Source organism: Lacipirellula limnantheis, assembly GCF_007746075.1.
GTDB classification, from domain to species: Bacteria; Planctomycetota; Planctomycetia; order Pirellulales; family Lacipirellulaceae; genus Lacipirellula; species Lacipirellula limnantheis.
Window position 1 is genome coordinate 6,512,233 of sequence record NZ_CP036339.1, and the last position, 15,215, is coordinate 6,527,447.

Below are 15,215 nucleotides of genomic sequence, written 5' to 3' on the forward strand. Positions count from 1 at the left end.
CCGCATTGCCGACGGGCATTGTAGAGAATCACGCCCGCGGCGAGTAGAAACCGACGGCATTCCCCCGGCAGTTTCGCGCGGAAATGGCGCACGCGGCCGAACGAGGCGCCGCCGACCGCAGGCCGCCCCCCTGCGAAACTCTGCCGGCGGCGCCGGAAATCCGGGCGCGGTCATAGCGAAAATCGCGGCTGGAACTGTTTTGCCGCGTCTCCCACGCTATGGGTGGTCGATCAATTGCCAAGCTCAGTGCTCGGCGTTTGCCGCCCGCTGAGGCGTTTTCCCCCCATCCGAGGACGCTACCCATGCGCCCCGCTCTCCGCTTGGCCCTCGCCCTCTGCATCGCCTTGGCGGCGCGCTCCGCGACGGCCCAGTCCTACGGCGTCGACCTCCGCAACTCGCTGATGCCCGCTTCCGGCGCCATGGGCGGAACCAGCGTCGCCCGACCTCAGGACTTTCTCTCCGCCATCAACGGCAATCCGGCCGCCCTCACGCAATACCACGGCACCAATTTCACCGTCGGCAGCGCCTGGGCCGAAGGGACCTTCAACATCGACCAGACAGGTAACGTCCCCCTGCCCGGCATCACCCCCTTCAGCGCCAAGTCGCAAACACCCGGCACGGCCGTGCCCAACATCGGCGTCGCTCAGGAACTCACCGCCTACGGCTTGCCGGTCACCCTCGGCATGGCTCTGGTCGGATCGGCCGGCGCGGGAACCGACTTCCGCCAGGTCTCCGCCAGCAACGGCACCTCGACCTATCTCAGCATCCTTCAGTTCGCCCCTTCCGCCGCCGTCCAACTGACCGATCGTCTTTCGGTCGGCTCGACCCTCTTCGCCGGCGCCGGCTATCTCGACGGCCCGTTCGTCGGCGACGGCGCCATGACCAACGCCTACGGCATCCGCGGCGGGCTCGGCATGAGCTACGAGCTCACCGACGCCACATCACTAGGCGCTTACTATCAAACGCGCCAACATTTTCGCTTTCGCGACGCCGTGCGACTCGAACTTCTCAACGGCCAGTTCGAAGACTCGCGCGACGTTCAACTCGAGCTGCCGCGCACCGTCGGTCTCGGCATTGCCAACAGCAGCTTTCTCGACGGCGACCTCTTGCTCGCCGCCGACGTGCTCTACCTGAACTGGAACGGCTCCGACCTCTTTGGCAACGTCTACCGCGACCAGTGGGTGATGCAGCTCGGTTCGCAGTACCAGCTCACCCGGCGCTGCAAGCTCCGCGCAGGCTATGCCTTGGCCCAAAATCCGATCGATCCGACGACCGGCGACTCGGTCGCCGGCATTCCCATCCCCGGCGGCGTCCCTGGCGTCAAATACCTGCAGGCCCAGCTGGCCGTCGTCGGCGAGCATCGCCTCTCCGGCGGCATTGGGTTCAGCGACGTCCTCCCTGGCGTCGACCTCGATCTGCTCGCTGGCGGCATGTTCCTCGGCTCCGACCAGCTCGGCGCCAACACGGCCGTCAGCGTCGAAAGCTACTGGGCCGGCCTCGGCCTCACGTGGCGCTTCGGTCGCGGCTCGGTCGCTCCGTAGGTCGGCGGCTCGGACAGCCCCCCTCGCCAACGCTCGCGCGTCACTTGCCGAGATGCTCCAGCGCGTCAACGAACGGCGTGTTCGGAATTTGCAGGACCCCGACGAAGGGGCTTCGCAATTCCAGGATGAGAAAGATCGCGCCGGCGACTGACAGCGCGGCCAAAGCCACCGCCGCGATCACCGTGCCGTTGCGCGGGGCGAACATCCCGAAGCTCGCAAAGAGCACCGCGGTCCAAAACACCATGATGCAGATCAGCGGCATCGACGCCGATGCGGTCGCTTGCTCGTACTCCAGCCAGCGCAGCTCGCCGACTTCCAAACAGACCGACGTTGCCTGCGACTTCAGCGCCGTTTGCAAGTCCGACTTGGCCTGCAGCGCTTCGATCTCCCCGAGCAATTGCTCCGCGTGGACGGCCGTCGGATCGAGTACCGACTCTCCCATCTTGCTATGGGGCCACATCCGCTGCGCGACTTGCTCCACCACTTGTCGATATAGCGTCCGCACGTCGTTGGTCTCAGGACCAAAATTGGCGAGCAGGCGATCCAAGTAGAGCACTTTGGCCGCCATCTCGGTGACGCCGCTGGCCTGCTTGTCGTACGAGTCCTTCGCCGAGGCGACCAGCAAACCCAGGATCAAAGCGGACATCGTCGCGACGAAGCCCATCGTCACCTTGATGGTTTCTTTCGTGTCGGAGCTAAAGTGATGTTCCGGCAAGATGCGGCGCAAGAACATCCCGAACAAGGCTGCGCCAAAAACGAGCGCGAATACGAGCAGCAGGATGGTCGTCGTCGACATCACTCAACTTTCCCCGTGGCCGTGCGGGCGACCGGCGCGGGGTTCTCCAGAGAACTGCCAGCGCCGTGCAGATGGTGAGCCATGGGCGGCGACGCGGTTCGCCCGAAAAAACCCATGCCCCAGCACGCATTTTATCTTATCGACGACCAGTCGCTGCACTCAAGCAAGAGAAACGGCGCACACGCATTATCCGCCGGTTCTTGGCGCCCTCGCGTCCTGGCAGGAGCGCCTTCTGCAACTCGGGGTGGAAAATGCTTGTCAAGGCGGCCAATTTGGCCATCTCGTTTTTCCCCGCGCCCCATGAGATAATGCGGCCCGTGACGGAAGAGGCTAGTGCATCCGCTAGCCATCGATTCCCTGAGCTCGCTTCCTAGAAGGGAGAGGCGTCTGTTGGCCGAAAGCCGACCTCACTCCCAGCGGACCACGAATGACGTTGGCCTGCAGCCCGCAGAAAACCAACTCAACGCGCCAGACGACAAACTGTCGCGATGCCAATTTTGTCGCGACAATGACCAAGGCCTTGGAGCACGCCGACTTACGACCATTTCACGCCCTTTCTGTCGCGAAGAATCGCTTTCGCGACAATTGGCGACACGACAGCCCGCGCCGCCGCGATCGGATTATCTTGTCGCGACACAATTCACGACGTCGAAGACCAGGCGACAATTGCAACTAATGACTGGAATTAGACTTAACGTCGCCTGCACTGCTTTTTGTCGCCAAGTTAGCCAGCGGCGACAGATGACGACAATTCTCAAACTCTCAACCAATAGCAGACGCCACACATGACGCTCACCCGACTCTTCGTCACCGTTGCCCTATTGTCGCTCGCGTCGACGGCTCCAGCCGCCGAGCCAGTCGCCAGCGCCGTCATCGACGGAACGGCCCCCGGCTTCCATCCCCTCGGCGAGGCCGACTTCACCAACGTCAATTGCGACGCCGACACCTGGACCTGGCGTGACGGCGTCGCCCACTGCACCGGCCAACCGGTCGGCGTCATTCGCTCGAAGCAGAAGTTCACCAATTTCGAGCTCGTCGCCGAGTGGCAACACCTCAAGGATGCCGGCAACTCCGGGATCTTCGTTTGGACCAGCGAAGCGGCGCTCGCCAATCTCAAGCCCGGCTCGCTTCCGCCCGGCGGCATCGAGGTGCAAGTCCTCGATCTCGGCTACACGAAGCAATTCGAGGAGTCGACCGGCAAGAAAGCCGATTGGTTTACCTGCCACGGCGACGTGTTTCCCGTCGGCGCCGCCAAGCTGAAGCCCTTCGCGCCCGTCGCTCCCGACGGCAACCGCAGCTTCCCGCGCAAAAACCTCAGCCGCGGCGTCGGCCAGTGGAACCACTACTACGTTCGCGCGATCAACGGCGAGATCCGCCTCTGGGTCAACGGCGAGGAGGTCTCCGGCGGCAACGACGCCGACCCCAAGACCGGCTACCTCTGCCTCGAATCGGAAGGCTCGCCGGTGGAGTTCAAAAATATCCGCATTCGCGAGTTGCCGTAAACGATGACGACGAAGGCCCAGCATTGACGAAAGCTAACCACTCCTCTGTGCTCTCTGTGCCTCCGTGTTTAATTCTTAAAACGCATAACCATTCATCCCTCAGAACAACCTACGACCAAGCACTCGAAGGAATCTCACTATGCTCCGCTCTCTTCTCTGCATCGCCATGATCATCGCCGCCGCGCCGCTCCACGCCGAAGAGGAGGTCGTCGAACTCTTCAACGGCAAGAACCTCGACGGCTGGAAAGGCGATGCGAAGGTCTGGTCCGTCGAAGACGGCCTGCTTACCGGCAAGTCGCCCGCGGCCGAGGAGGACAAACTCAAGTCGAACACCTTCGCCATCTGGGACGGCGAGGTCGGCGACTTCGAACTGATCGCGGAATTCCGCCTTGAGGGCGACAACAACTCAGGCGTCCAGTACCGCGCCCAGGCCAATCCGAAGAACGGCCCTTACTCGATCGTCGGCTACCAGGCGGATATCCACCCGGCGGCGAACTACACCGGCATGCTCTACGACGAGGGGGGTCGCGGCATCGCCGCCGAGCGCGGGCAAAAGGTCACGCTGAAGGCCGACGGCAAGAACGAGGTGAAGCCGCTCGAAGGCAAGTTTGATCCCGTCGACCTCTCCGCATGGACCACCCTCGAAGTGAAGGCTGTCGGCAACCGACTGGTCCACAAGATCAACGGGGACGTCACGGTCGACGTCACCGACGAGGACCCGCAGAACGCCGAAGCCAAGGGTCTGCTCGCCCTCCAAGTCCACGCCGGTCCAGACATGAAGGTCCAGTATCGGTCGATCAAGCTGAAGAAGCTCGATAAATGACGGCCCTTTGCCTGAGAAGCCAGTTCAACCGCCGTCATTCTTGAAAATGCTCAGCGGTTAATGATTTAGCCACAGAGAACACCGAAAGCACGGAGCAAAGCGAAAGGAGACGATCCTCTGGTCGTCTTCTCTGTGCCCTCTGTGTTCTCTGTGGTAAGTGAGCATGGCGATAGCCTTTGAATAAGCTTCGAAGCCCGGGACTGCTAGACGGCAATCACTTCTTCGGCTCGACCAAGAGCTCGCCCTTTTCCAACCGATCCCAATGATGCCGCAAGGCGCGTTTGCGCTGGGCGTCGTTTTGCTCAGGACGATAGTTGCCGAAGAGGCGCTTGCCGGTGATTTCGTCCCAGTTGTACGAAGCAAGGACCCGATAGGTCAGATCGTCGTCATCCATCCAGCGAATGATGCGCACCAGCGCGCCGTTCTTTACTTCGTCGCGCGTCGCGCCGATCGTCGCCGCGTCGAAGCCGAGTAGCAGCTCCATCAAGTCCTCGGCCGCGTCCTGCCCGCGCTCCAACGCGAAGGCTGCAGCGATGCCGTCGGCGGCCGTCGGATCGCGGGCAATCGCCTGACGCAGCTCGTCGACTTGCGAGCGCCACGAAGCGCGTTGATTCGGATCATTCAGCGCGCTCACCAAGGCGTCGTACAACCCGACGTAAGCGCCGCAGCGCGCGGCCAGCGCACGGACCTCGGTGCGGCGGCCGCGGTCAGTGCGGTCGCTCAGTTCCAGCAGCTTGATGTTCACCGGCTCGCCCGCCACGAGCGCCTCGGCGATGGCGTCGCGGGCCGTCCGTTCCGTTGCCGTAATCTGTTCGCGATCGACCCAGCTCGGCAGATTCTCGATCGCCACTGGCGCCGTGTCGACGCCGTCGACGGTCGTCCATGTGGCCGGCGCTTCGACCTTCTCGCCGTTCCATTCGATCGATCCGCTCGTGAGATACCAAGAGGCCTCGGCGGGCGCAGGCTGACGATTCAGCGCGGGGCCCGGGACGAAGATGCGACGCACCTCCACCGCCAAACTCGACGACGAACCGAGCTGCACGACTCGATCCTCGTCTGCCAGCGCCAGTTCGACGCGATTGCCGTTCAGGCCCGAGTTGACGATCACCTGCCCGTACGGAATGCGGAGTCCCAACTCCGCCGCGTCGGTCCCCGCCCCGGCGCCCGGCGCCAGGACTTCGACCTCGGCGCCGCCGCTGAGATAGACGTTCGCGTCGGCCAGCACCACATGCGTCCGGAACGTCGGCAGCGACATCAGCGTCTCGCCAGCCGCGATCGGCGTGCGAGCCGCGACGCGCTTCCAGACATTCTCCTTACCGTCCAAACGCAACAGCACGTCGTTGTTGCCCAGGTAGGCGCCGATCGGCTTCACCTCGCCCGGCTTCACGCTGGGGTCGGCTTCCTCGCCGGCAGGCGTTACGACCGTTGGCGGCGCCAGCGTATCGCTCCCGGGCGTCATCGCCGCCGCCGCATCCGCGACCTGCGCCGGACCAGGCGGCGCCGCGACTGCGGCGGCGTCGCCGGGGGTCGGCGTCGTCGGTTCGCCCGCCATGGGAGGCGCCGGAGGCGTTGGTCCTTCGGCCGTCGCTAACGAAGCCGCTGCCGCGTCAGCAGGCGCCTCGCTCGCCGCCGCGGCTTCCGTCGCGGGGCCAAGCGTCATCTCGCTCGCGTCGGGGACGCTTCCCTCGGCAGCCATCGGGGTCGACTCGGCCACGATCGGGGCCATCGTCGCCTCGGTCGGCGGCGCCGCTTCCGCGGCGACCTCTCCCGCCACGGCGCCCGCGACTTCCGCGCCAGGCGCGCTCGGCAGATCGAGCGGCGGCGCCTCCAGCGTGCCGTCGGCCGGCGGAACGGCAGCCTCGGTCGCCTCTCCCACCACTGGCGGCAATGTTGGCGCTCCACTCGGCGTGAACGCGGGCGCTTCGCTATCGCTCGTCGTCGTCGCGCCGTCGGTTGCCGGCGCGGCTGCCGCATCGGCCGTCGCGCTCTCCGCGGCCGGCGCGGCAAGGTCGCCCACGGCGACGTCGCCGGTCACCTTGTCGACGCCGCCCATTGCCGCCACCTCCGACGGCGTCTCCGCCTCTGGCTGCGGCCACGCCAGCCAGACGGCGACGCCGCCGATGACAAATGCCAACAGCGTTGCCATGACCGCTCGCCGCGAACGACGACGCTGCCGCACGGCGGCCAGCATGTAATCAGGAACGGCCGCCTCGTCGGGATCTACCGGCGGCCGCGACGAGACGGGCGGAGCGACCGGAGCCGCGGCCACGGGCGGCGTGGCCGACGAGTTCACCGGCGTGGCGTGGGCCGGCTCGATCCGCACCTGCTGCGGCGCCGCGGCCGGCGCCTGGGCCAGACCATACAACCGCTGACGCAGGTCGGCGTCGACTTCGGCCGGTTCGCCCAGCACCATCGTCAAAATGTGATGGCAGGAGGCTGCTTCGGCTAGCAGCATGTCCGCGTTGTTGCCCGCTTCGAGGCAGCTCCGCTCAAAGTCAGCGACTGCATCGGGGCTCAGCGTGCTGTCCAGGTACTCCGACGTCGTATTGGCGTCGAGCGCCGCCGAATCGCCATGCAGGTCGCCGCTTTCGGCCGCCAGTACCTCAGGCGCCGACAGTCGCAGCCGCCGCACGGCATCCCGCGAACGGTGAATCAGCTCGGTCGCAAAGGGGCTCGATTCGATCTTGCGACCAAGATCTTCTTGATCGGCCGGATCGAGAACGTCGTCCATGTAGGCCAGCAGGGTGCGTAGCGTAAGACGCATGGGATGCTCTTGAGGATTGAATGCTCGGGCGTGGGAGAGCGAGGCAAAGGCGCGCTCCGACGGGCGACAAACTCGCCGCCACTGGTGTTAGTGGGGGTGCCGCGGAGAGTTCGTGCAGAAAAATCGCCGCAACTGGGGAATTTTCTGAGGAAGGCCAGCTAGCGCAGTGCTGTTGGCGCTCGCCCGCCTAGGCAGCGAGTCGGCGATCAACGCCGGTCCGCCGTTCGCGCCCGGCGCGCCGTTCGACGAAGTACGCCGTCGCCCGGCTAACCGCCAGTTCGCGGACGTGCGCTGGAAAGGCGAGCAGAAAGAGCACCGAGACCCCCAGCTGCAGCGCGGCGACGACGCCCGGATGGATCGCCAGCGGGGCCGACTCGTCCCGCGCCTCGACGACGATCCGCGATTCCCATCCATCGCTGGTACGAACCCAGTCGCTGCTCGCGGGCTTGCCGACCGCTCGCTCGCCGGCGCTGATCCAGCCGCTGACGGCGGCGACAATCAGAATCACAAGCAGGCGGCGAAACATCGGCGGGGCTCCTGGTTGAAGACCCCGATTTGCAAGGCTCGTGCCCGACTCGTTCCGTGGCAGTCCGCGGGCTCCCCACCGACGTTACCCAGGCCCGATTGCGAGCGCCAGCGCGATTTCCCTCGATGTGGCAAGGACGCTGGCGGTTGTCAACTCGCCACATCATCCCCCTGAGGCTGTGGCGAAAAGTGAACGCGTTACGAGCAGCCCCAGCCCGGCAATGTGGCAGCCGCTGCGCGGCGCCTGCCCTGCGTCAAACCACTATGACTTGCCTCTGACCGTCGGCAACCGAGCCCACCGGTTCGTCGGCATAGTTTGCCTCCGCGGCGAGTCCCATAACATCGTTCAACTCGTTTTTTCGATCGTTTCTGCTTGCGCCGGAGAGAGTTACAACTTGATCTGCACCCGCGCCGCCGCCGCGCGCCGAACAGCGTGTAGTATTAGCTAGCTCATCGTGCGGCGCGTGAATTGAGACTCGTCCTCCACCGCCGAACTTGTCAGCGTTTTCGGCCCAGGGTTTGCATCCTTCCGGAGTCGAATCGGGCACTCGGAACTGCTCGGCTCGTCCCAGAACCAGCAAACTTCGGCGGCCATCATGCTCCGTTTCAGCCCCTCAACTGACATGACGACCGAAGCGCGAACTCACTTGCGACGCGTGTGCACCGAAGCCGAAGGGTACCTGGAGCTGGGCATGCCGGAGTATGCCCTGGCTTCGCTGCAGCGTTGGGGCCAGCATGTCCACGGCGACGCTCGCGGCTGCTACCTGCTGGGCGAAACGTTGCGTGAACTCGAGCGCTATCGCGAAGCCATCTTTCCGCTGCGGCGCTGCCTGGAACTGATACCCGACGATATCCACGTCGCCATGGCGCTAGGCTGGTGCTTCAAGCGCGTGGGGCAGCTCGACGAGGCGATCGGAGCGCTCGAACACGCCGTCGCAGTCGATCCCAGCGAAGCCGTGCTCCACTACAATCTCGCTTGTTACTGGAGTCTGGCCCGCAACCGCCGTCGCGCGTTGCAATGCCTGGCTCACGCGTTGGAGATCGACGGCAACTTCCGCGAGATGGTCTGCGACGAACCCGACTTCGATCCGATTCGGACCGATCCGCTGTTCCAGGCGCTCACCGCGACAGTCGGCTGAGTTGGTCGTTACACGCGGCTCGCCGCTAGTCGGCCTCGTCCGAGCGACTTGCTTCCTGGAGCAATTGCTTGATCGCGTCTCGCCGTTCGGCGGACAGTCCGATCGACTCCTCGCTCCAAACGCGACGCCAGGGCGTTGGGAGCGATGCAACCGCGCGGCGCACCGTGTGAAATTGAGCGATCAAGTGTCGGCAGGGCGGGCAAATCAGTTGGTGCAGGCGCAGCGCCAGCCGCTCGCCCCGACCGAGCGGACGATCGAGCGATTCAGAGGCGAGTTCCGACGCCGCGCGGCAATCGAGATTCCAGGCGGAGAGTTTGGATCGCTCTTTCATGATGACCTCGCCTGCCCCACTCTCATTGGGCTGCTTTCGTCGGCGCTCTTCTCGCTTGCGGAGACTGCCTCCGTGGCGAACCACTTCTGTTCGAGACAACTCCGCAACAGCATTCGCGAGCGATAAAGTCTGACCGACAGGTTCCGCGGCGTGATGCCGGCGATTTCGCTCGCCTCTTGCACCGTCGCCAACCCCAACTCGCGGAGTTCGAATGCTTGTGCGAGGTGTCGCGGCAGCTCCGCGAGGCAACGGCGCACGATCTGCCAGAACTCGGATTTCTCCGCCTGATGCGCCGGCGTCGAGCGCCAATTGGCGGGCGGAACGGTCCAATGACCGGTACGGTCGAACATCGGCGCCACCTCGTCGAGCTCGGCGTCGGTCGTCACGAGCGTGCGGGCGTCTTTGCGGTAGTGATCGATGATCTTGCGGCGAAGGATCGCGATCAGCCAGGTGCTGAACGCGGCGCGATGGTCGAAATCGCGGCGGGCCTTAAAGGCGGCGAGAAAGGTTTCCTGAACGAGATCCTCGGCGGTCTCTCGGTCGCCGACGCGCGTGACGGCGTACTGCAAGAGCGCATCGCCGTAGCGATCGACCCACTGGGCAGGGTCGCCAAGATCAGCGTCGTTGGGGGGTGGTTCGAGCATAAGGCGGCCGATGGGTGGAAAACGGGTCGGCTTAACTTAGACGATTGGCCGGCTCCATGGTTACAGTTCCCGAATCGCCCGCAGCCGAAAGCCGTGGAGTGGCTAGGTAGCCTAGCGGCATGAGTATTTGCGCGGCGGCGTAGGCAGGCCAAATGACGGGCGCGAAGAGCGTTTGGCCGGCGAAGAGCCTGAGACCGAGCACCACGTCGGAGAGGACGAAGAGCAACGCGCCGGCGACGACCCACGGCCCGCGCCAGCGCCCGAGAAGGGCCGCCGCCGCCATCGCGGTGAGCGCCGCCGAGTAAAGGGGCGACGCGATAGCAAGTGGGCCGCGCAGCAGCGGCCAGATGTAGATCGTCAGAGCGAACATTGAAACGATGAGCACGACGATGGCCGTGCGGCGGCGACCAGGCAGTTGAGCGAGCGGATAGCGATGAGGCAAGAATGCGGCGATGTATCCCAGGTGCCCCAAAAAGAACGCTCCCATCCCCATCAGCAAGTAGTCGCTGCCCAGGTTGAGCAAGCCGTCGCCGACGGCGTGGACGACGAGCGCTGCGACGAGCGAGCCGGCGGCGCAGCGCCGCTGGCGGAAAACTTCGAGCGCCATCGCCAGCGCGGGAGTCATCTTCAGCGCAATCGACGTTGCCTTCGAATCGAAGTCGATCCCCTGCCAATAGGCGACCGCCGCAACGACGGCGATCAACGGCAGCATCAAGTCACGCAAGTTCATAGACAAAGCGCAGCGAACAAGGTGGGCGACGACGGCTAGGCGACTAACGCGCTCGGGCGCGCTTTCTGAATTTGACCATGCTATCGCCACAATGAAAGAAGCCCCGGCCTTGGGGGAAGGCCGGGGCTTCAGTTGTGGTGGGCGACTGTCGCGGGGGAGGCGGGTAGTCGCCCACGGTTGTCCCCTCCCCGGGGGAAGGGAGGGGTTTGGGGGTCTCTCAAACTTTCAGTCGTGCGGATTGGGCGCCGCATGGACTGGTCGCTGAAGCGACCAGTCCGTTGGGCAGTCTAGGCCGAACGAGCTCAGGTTAGTAGTTCCACTCGACGCCGGTTTGAAGTCCGTGGAGGATCATGCCGCCGCCCGAGTTCACGTAGCTCGAACCCTGGCCCGCAGTGAGCCATTGATTCGGAGCCTGGTTCGTGGCCAAGGCGACGCCGGTGAGGCCCATCGCTCGCCAACCGCCGTAGAGTCGGCAGTTGCAAGTCATTTGGTAGCTCGCACCGAGGCGGAGTTCGCCCAGCATCGCGACGTCCGTTTTGCTCGCGTTGGCGTCGAACGTGTCGCCCGAGGAAATGTAGCGCACCATGCCCGTCGACGAGACAAAGTACTGGTGAGTATCGATGTCGTTGCCGTAGAGGCCGAACAGCGTGTTCATGTGTAAGCCCCACTTGCAGCCGACGCGGTACATGGCGTTCGAGCCCAGCTGGAAGCCGACGAGCTTGTTCTCAACTTGCGAGTTGTAGTTGAGATAGCCGTTGCTGCCGCCGTTGTAGTCGACGCCGTACATGAAGTAGTCGTCGAGCTCGAAGTAGCGAACGCCGCAGACGCCGATGATGCTATAGCGATTGGGAGCACAATAACCGCCAAGTCCGCCGCTGATGCCGCCCAATCCGCCGTATCCGCCGAGGCCGCCGCCGCTGATGCCTCCATTGCAGCCCCCGCAGGGACCGCACGCCGGAGCACAACCGCAGAGATTGAGCCGAAGCAGATTGACTTCGATATTGCGAGCCGAGAAGCTGCTGCGAACGCGGGCCTCCGTGATGGCATAGGTGCCGGCGCCGGTTGGCGGGCCGTAGTTCCAGAAGTTGTTGAGCGGCATGTAACCGCCGCCGCCGTTGTATTCGAGGCCGGGCATCGGCATCATCGAGTAGTATTCCGACGGCATGCCAGGCATGTAGTCGAACGATTGATCGTTATCGAAGATTTCCCAATAAACGCCCTCGATCCCCCAGGTCGGGCAGCAAGGGGCGCAGCCGCACGGATCGGCCGCGACGCCGCCGAAGGTCCGGCCCAGGCGAAACTCGACGCCCCCCTGATAGCCGGGGTCGACGTTGGAAGTCGTGACGGGAATGTTCGGCATCGAGGGGTAGCCCGAGCCGGAGTCCATCATGCCGAGGTTGTACTTGTCGGAGCTGTCGCGCTGCATGAGCAAGCCGTAGACGCCGCCGAACCAATAGTTGCAGCTGTTGCGGCACAGCAACCGGTCCATCGTCCCAGGCGTTTCGCACCCGTACGCCGAGTACTCGGCAGCGCCGTAGGGAGCACTGCAGTTGCCGGTGGCGCATCCGCCATCGGCGCCGTTGCCGTAACCGGAGGGATAGCTCTCGTAACCGCCAGTCGCCTGGGGATAGCCGCTCTCCGGCATCGGCACGGGCTGCGGCGTCGCGCCCGCGGGCGTCGGCATCATCGCGCCGGGCGGCACCGTTTCAGTCGGCGGCGTCAGCGGCAGGTTCTGCACGGCTTCGGGCGCGGGATTCTGCATCGCTCGCGCCGTATAGACTGGCTGCTGGTAGGCCGGTTGCTGGACGGCGGTCGGCGGAGCAGCCGGCGCCGCGGCATTCGGATAGACCTGCTGGAAGGCCGAAGGCTGTGCGGTAACTGGCGCTGGGGCCTGAGTCGGAGCCTGCGTCGCGGTCGGAGACGTTGAAGCTGCTTGCGGAGGGACGGGGTAGGCGCCATATCCAGGCGGCACGCTTGCGGCAGGACGCGCGGCAACGTACGGGATCGCGGCGTTGTACTGTCCCGCGACCTGCTGCGCGGCCGCGCTATATTGCTGGCCGACTTGCTGGACGCCAGCGTTGTACTGTTGGGTCGTCTGCTGCGCGGCGGCGGTGACTTGCTGCGTGGCAGCGGAGTATTGCTGATAGGGCGCCGTCGGCGCCAGGGGTTGCGTCGCGACCGTGGTCAGCGGCTGCGTCGCGGCGTACGACTGGCCGGCCGTTGGCTGCGGCAGCACGGCGTACGGGTTTTGCCCCGCAGCTTGAGCATAAGGTTGTGCAGTTTGCGGATACGCAGGGTACTGCTGCGCGTACGCCGGACCGGCGACCTGCAGCGTCGCGAGCGATGACGCCGCGAGCAGCCCCCTTCCGAGGTCGGTAAAGAATCGCATCGGACGCTATCTCCTGTACATTGAGTTCGCCCGCGCACCTGACGCCGCCTGGGTCGGAGGTCGTGGCGTCGCGAGTCGTGCTGGGCGAGATGTTCTGAGCAATGCGGCGTCGACTTTTCAGACAACCCGAAGCCGCATCCTCCCCCGTAAGACCCAATCGACCGCTACGGCCGGCAGAGTTCGCGACATGTCGCGACCGGCATAGATGTTTCCGCTGCTATCAAGCGGAGCGATCGGCATAATCGCGCAAGTTTGCCTGATAGGGATCGCGTGCGCGGCAGAGTTTACGCAGCTTGGCTGCGCGACAGGCGGGAGGTGAGAGGCCGCGGGTGAGAGTTCAGGAAGCCCAGGCATCAGGCCTGGAGAACGCGGTCAGAGTTGTGCGTTGTTCTCTCCTACCTCTCGCCTTCCGCCTCTGACCTCTCCATTACGCCGCGTGTGCACGCGGCAAACCCAGCAATCCGTACATTGCTAGCACTTCATCGGCGAGGGCTCGATAGTCGTCGGCGCCGGCCGAGGTCGGGGCATACTTGAAGATCGATTGCTCGAAGCTCGGAGCCTCGGCCAAGCGGATGTTGCGCCGGATCCGCGACTCAAACAGCCGGCCATGGAGCCACGGCTGCTGCCGGTCGCCCCCGGCCGAAAAGTACTCGGCCACGTCCGCGCTCACCTCGGCGGCCAAGCGGGTCGACGAGTCGTAGAGGCACAAAATCACCCCCGCGAGCCGCAGACGGTCGTTCAATCGGCGGTGAACGAGGTCGATTGTCTGGAGCAATTTGCTCAGGCCGTGCAGCGCGAGGAAGTGGGGCTGCAGCGGCAGAAAGACGTCGTCGACCGTCGAGAGCGCGTTGATCGTCAGAATGCCGAGCGACGGCGGGCAATCCATCAACACGAGGTCAAGATTCGCGGCAGCGCCGCCTTCGGCGACGTTGGCAGCCAAGGCGTCGCGCAGAATCAGTTCGCGGCCGACGACGCCGGCGAGTTCGACTTCCGCGGCGGCAAGGTCGATGTGCGAAGGCGCGACCCACAAGTTTTCTTCGACTGACTGCCAAACTTCGGCGAGCGTCCTGCCGCCGGTGAGCAGCTCGTAGGTGTTCGGTAACTCCCGTTGCGGACCAAGGCCAACATGCAACGACGCGTGGGCCTGCGGATCGAGATCGATCAAGCCGACGCGCACCCCGCTGGCAGCCAGGGCGGCGCTCAGGTTGACGGCGGTCGTCGTTTTGCCGACGCCCCCCTTCTGATTGATGATGGCAATCGATCGCATGGCATCTTTTCCCGCTGGTGGACCGACTTCCCGGCCCGTGTGACGGTCCGGCGATTGGAGCGGGGAGTATAGGCGCCGCCATGGGGCGCCTCCAGAGCATTCGGGCCGAGTGCTAGCGAGCGGCCGACTCGGCGGCGACGGTTGGTTCGGCGTCGGACTTGGCCTTTGGCTTCAGAGCCCCGACATCGGTTAGATAGCGTTGCAGCGGCGTCGCGATCCGCGGGCAGGGCAAGACGTCGACCTGCTTGCCATCGGTCGAGAGCTTGCCGAGGACCTTGAAGTCGCGGCCCAGCAGGACGACCTGCTCGCTAGGTCCCTCGACGAACCGCAAGGCATACGCCCAATCGCGGGTGCTGGCCGCCGGCTCCACTTGGCGAGCGCCCCACGAAAAGTTGTCGTCCTGAATGAAGACGTGTCGCAGGTGGATCAGGCCCTTCTCGTTGCGGAGGTCGTGGTAGTCGGTCACCGGGCGACCCGCGACGGCATTCGTCGGATCGTCTCCACTGGCATCGCCTTCGGCGGGGGTTGATTCGAGAACGAGAAATTGCAGTTCAGGCGATTTGCCGATGAGCCGCGACGATTCGCCCCAGAATTCGGCCGATCGCCGACTGTAACTGTACTGGTAAAGCCAGGCCCCCGCGGCCATCGAGATGGCCAGCACGAACATCGCAACGATGACCAGTCGACCGGAGATTTGCATGAATAGCCTGACGCCTCGGGTGGCGGATCGGACGCTCCATCGCCGCGGCGACGGCGTCCCGGGC

At 64.7% G+C, this 15,215-nt stretch carries 13 protein-coding genes; 4 read left to right on the forward strand and 9 right to left on the reverse strand.

What is annotated here, in order from left to right; genetic code table 11:
* Positions 1-302: 302 nt before the first annotated feature.
* Positions 303-1,541: an OmpP1/FadL family transporter gene (locus I41_RS25530; protein ID WP_168207163.1), complete on the forward strand. Its 1,239-nt coding sequence runs from the start codon at positions 303-305 to the stop codon at positions 1,539-1,541.
* Positions 1,542-1,581: 40 nt separating this feature from the next.
* Here the strand turns inward: I41_RS25530 and I41_RS25535 are convergent, their stop codons facing one another.
* Positions 1,582-2,337: a bestrophin-like domain gene (locus tag I41_RS25535; RefSeq protein ID WP_145435847.1), complete on the reverse strand. Its 756-nt coding sequence runs from the start codon at positions 2,335-2,337 to the stop codon at positions 1,582-1,584.
* 785 nt (positions 2,338-3,122) lie between these two features.
* Between I41_RS25535 and I41_RS25540 the strand changes: the two genes are divergently transcribed.
* The gene (locus tag I41_RS25540; RefSeq protein WP_145435848.1) at positions 3,123-3,839 is read left to right on the forward strand and encodes a 3-keto-disaccharide hydrolase; all 717 of its coding nucleotides are present in this window, start codon (positions 3,123-3,125) and stop codon (positions 3,837-3,839) included.
* A gap of 139 nt (positions 3,840-3,978) precedes the next feature.
* Complete coding sequence (locus I41_RS25545) at positions 3,979-4,662, forward strand: 3-keto-disaccharide hydrolase (RefSeq protein WP_145435849.1); 684 nt, start codon at positions 3,979-3,981, stop codon at positions 4,660-4,662.
* A 214-nt stretch (positions 4,663-4,876) separates the two neighbouring features.
* Here I41_RS25545 and I41_RS25550 read toward each other — a convergent pair whose 3' ends face one another.
* A complete protein-coding gene (locus I41_RS25550) occupies positions 4,877-7,426 on the reverse strand; it encodes a hypothetical protein (protein WP_145435850.1) in 2,550 nt (849 codons plus the stop codon).
* Between the two features lie 187 nt (positions 7,427-7,613).
* A complete protein-coding gene (locus I41_RS25555; protein ID WP_145435851.1) occupies positions 7,614-7,952 on the reverse strand; it encodes a hypothetical protein in 339 nt (112 codons plus the stop codon).
* Positions 7,953-8,547: 595 nt separating this feature from the next.
* Here I41_RS25555 and I41_RS25560 point away from each other — a divergent pair.
* On the forward strand, positions 8,548-9,090 hold the full coding sequence (locus tag I41_RS25560; protein ID WP_145435852.1) for a TPR end-of-group domain-containing protein: 543 nt from the start codon (positions 8,548-8,550) through the stop codon (positions 9,088-9,090).
* Between the two features lie 25 nt (positions 9,091-9,115).
* On the opposite strand, the gene I41_RS25565 is transcribed toward I41_RS25560, so the two are convergent.
* The 6 genes from I41_RS25565 to I41_RS25590 all read right to left on the reverse strand — a co-directional run bounded on the left by I41_RS25565 (position 9,116) and on the right by I41_RS25590 (position 15,151).
* Positions 9,116-9,421, reverse strand: a complete 306-nt coding sequence (locus I41_RS25565; protein WP_145435853.1) for a zf-HC2 domain-containing protein — start codon at positions 9,419-9,421, stop codon at positions 9,116-9,118.
* Positions 9,418-10,065 carry a sigma-70 family RNA polymerase sigma factor gene (locus I41_RS25570; protein ID WP_145435854.1) on the reverse strand — a complete coding sequence of 216 codons (648 nt, stop codon included), beginning with the start codon at positions 10,063-10,065 and terminating at the stop codon, positions 9,418-9,420. The genes I41_RS25565 and I41_RS25570 overlap by 4 nt, the downstream gene beginning before the upstream one ends.
* A 31-nt stretch (positions 10,066-10,096) precedes the next feature.
* Positions 10,097-10,795, reverse strand: coding sequence for a lysoplasmalogenase (locus I41_RS25575; protein ID WP_145435855.1), 699 nt, complete (start codon positions 10,793-10,795; stop codon positions 10,097-10,099).
* 307 nt (positions 10,796-11,102) lie between these two features.
* A complete protein-coding gene (locus tag I41_RS25580; RefSeq protein ID WP_145435856.1) occupies positions 11,103-13,184 on the reverse strand; it encodes a hypothetical protein in 2,082 nt (693 codons plus the stop codon).
* A 427-nt stretch (positions 13,185-13,611) separates the two neighbouring features.
* Positions 13,612-14,451: a ParA family protein gene (locus I41_RS25585; RefSeq protein ID WP_145435857.1), complete on the reverse strand. Its 840-nt coding sequence runs from the start codon at positions 14,449-14,451 to the stop codon at positions 13,612-13,614.
* Between the two features lie 112 nt (positions 14,452-14,563).
* The gene (locus tag I41_RS25590; protein WP_145435858.1) at positions 14,564-15,151 is read right to left on the reverse strand and encodes a hypothetical protein; all 588 of its coding nucleotides are present in this window, start codon (positions 15,149-15,151) and stop codon (positions 14,564-14,566) included.
* Between the last annotated feature and the right edge of the window lie 64 nt (positions 15,152-15,215).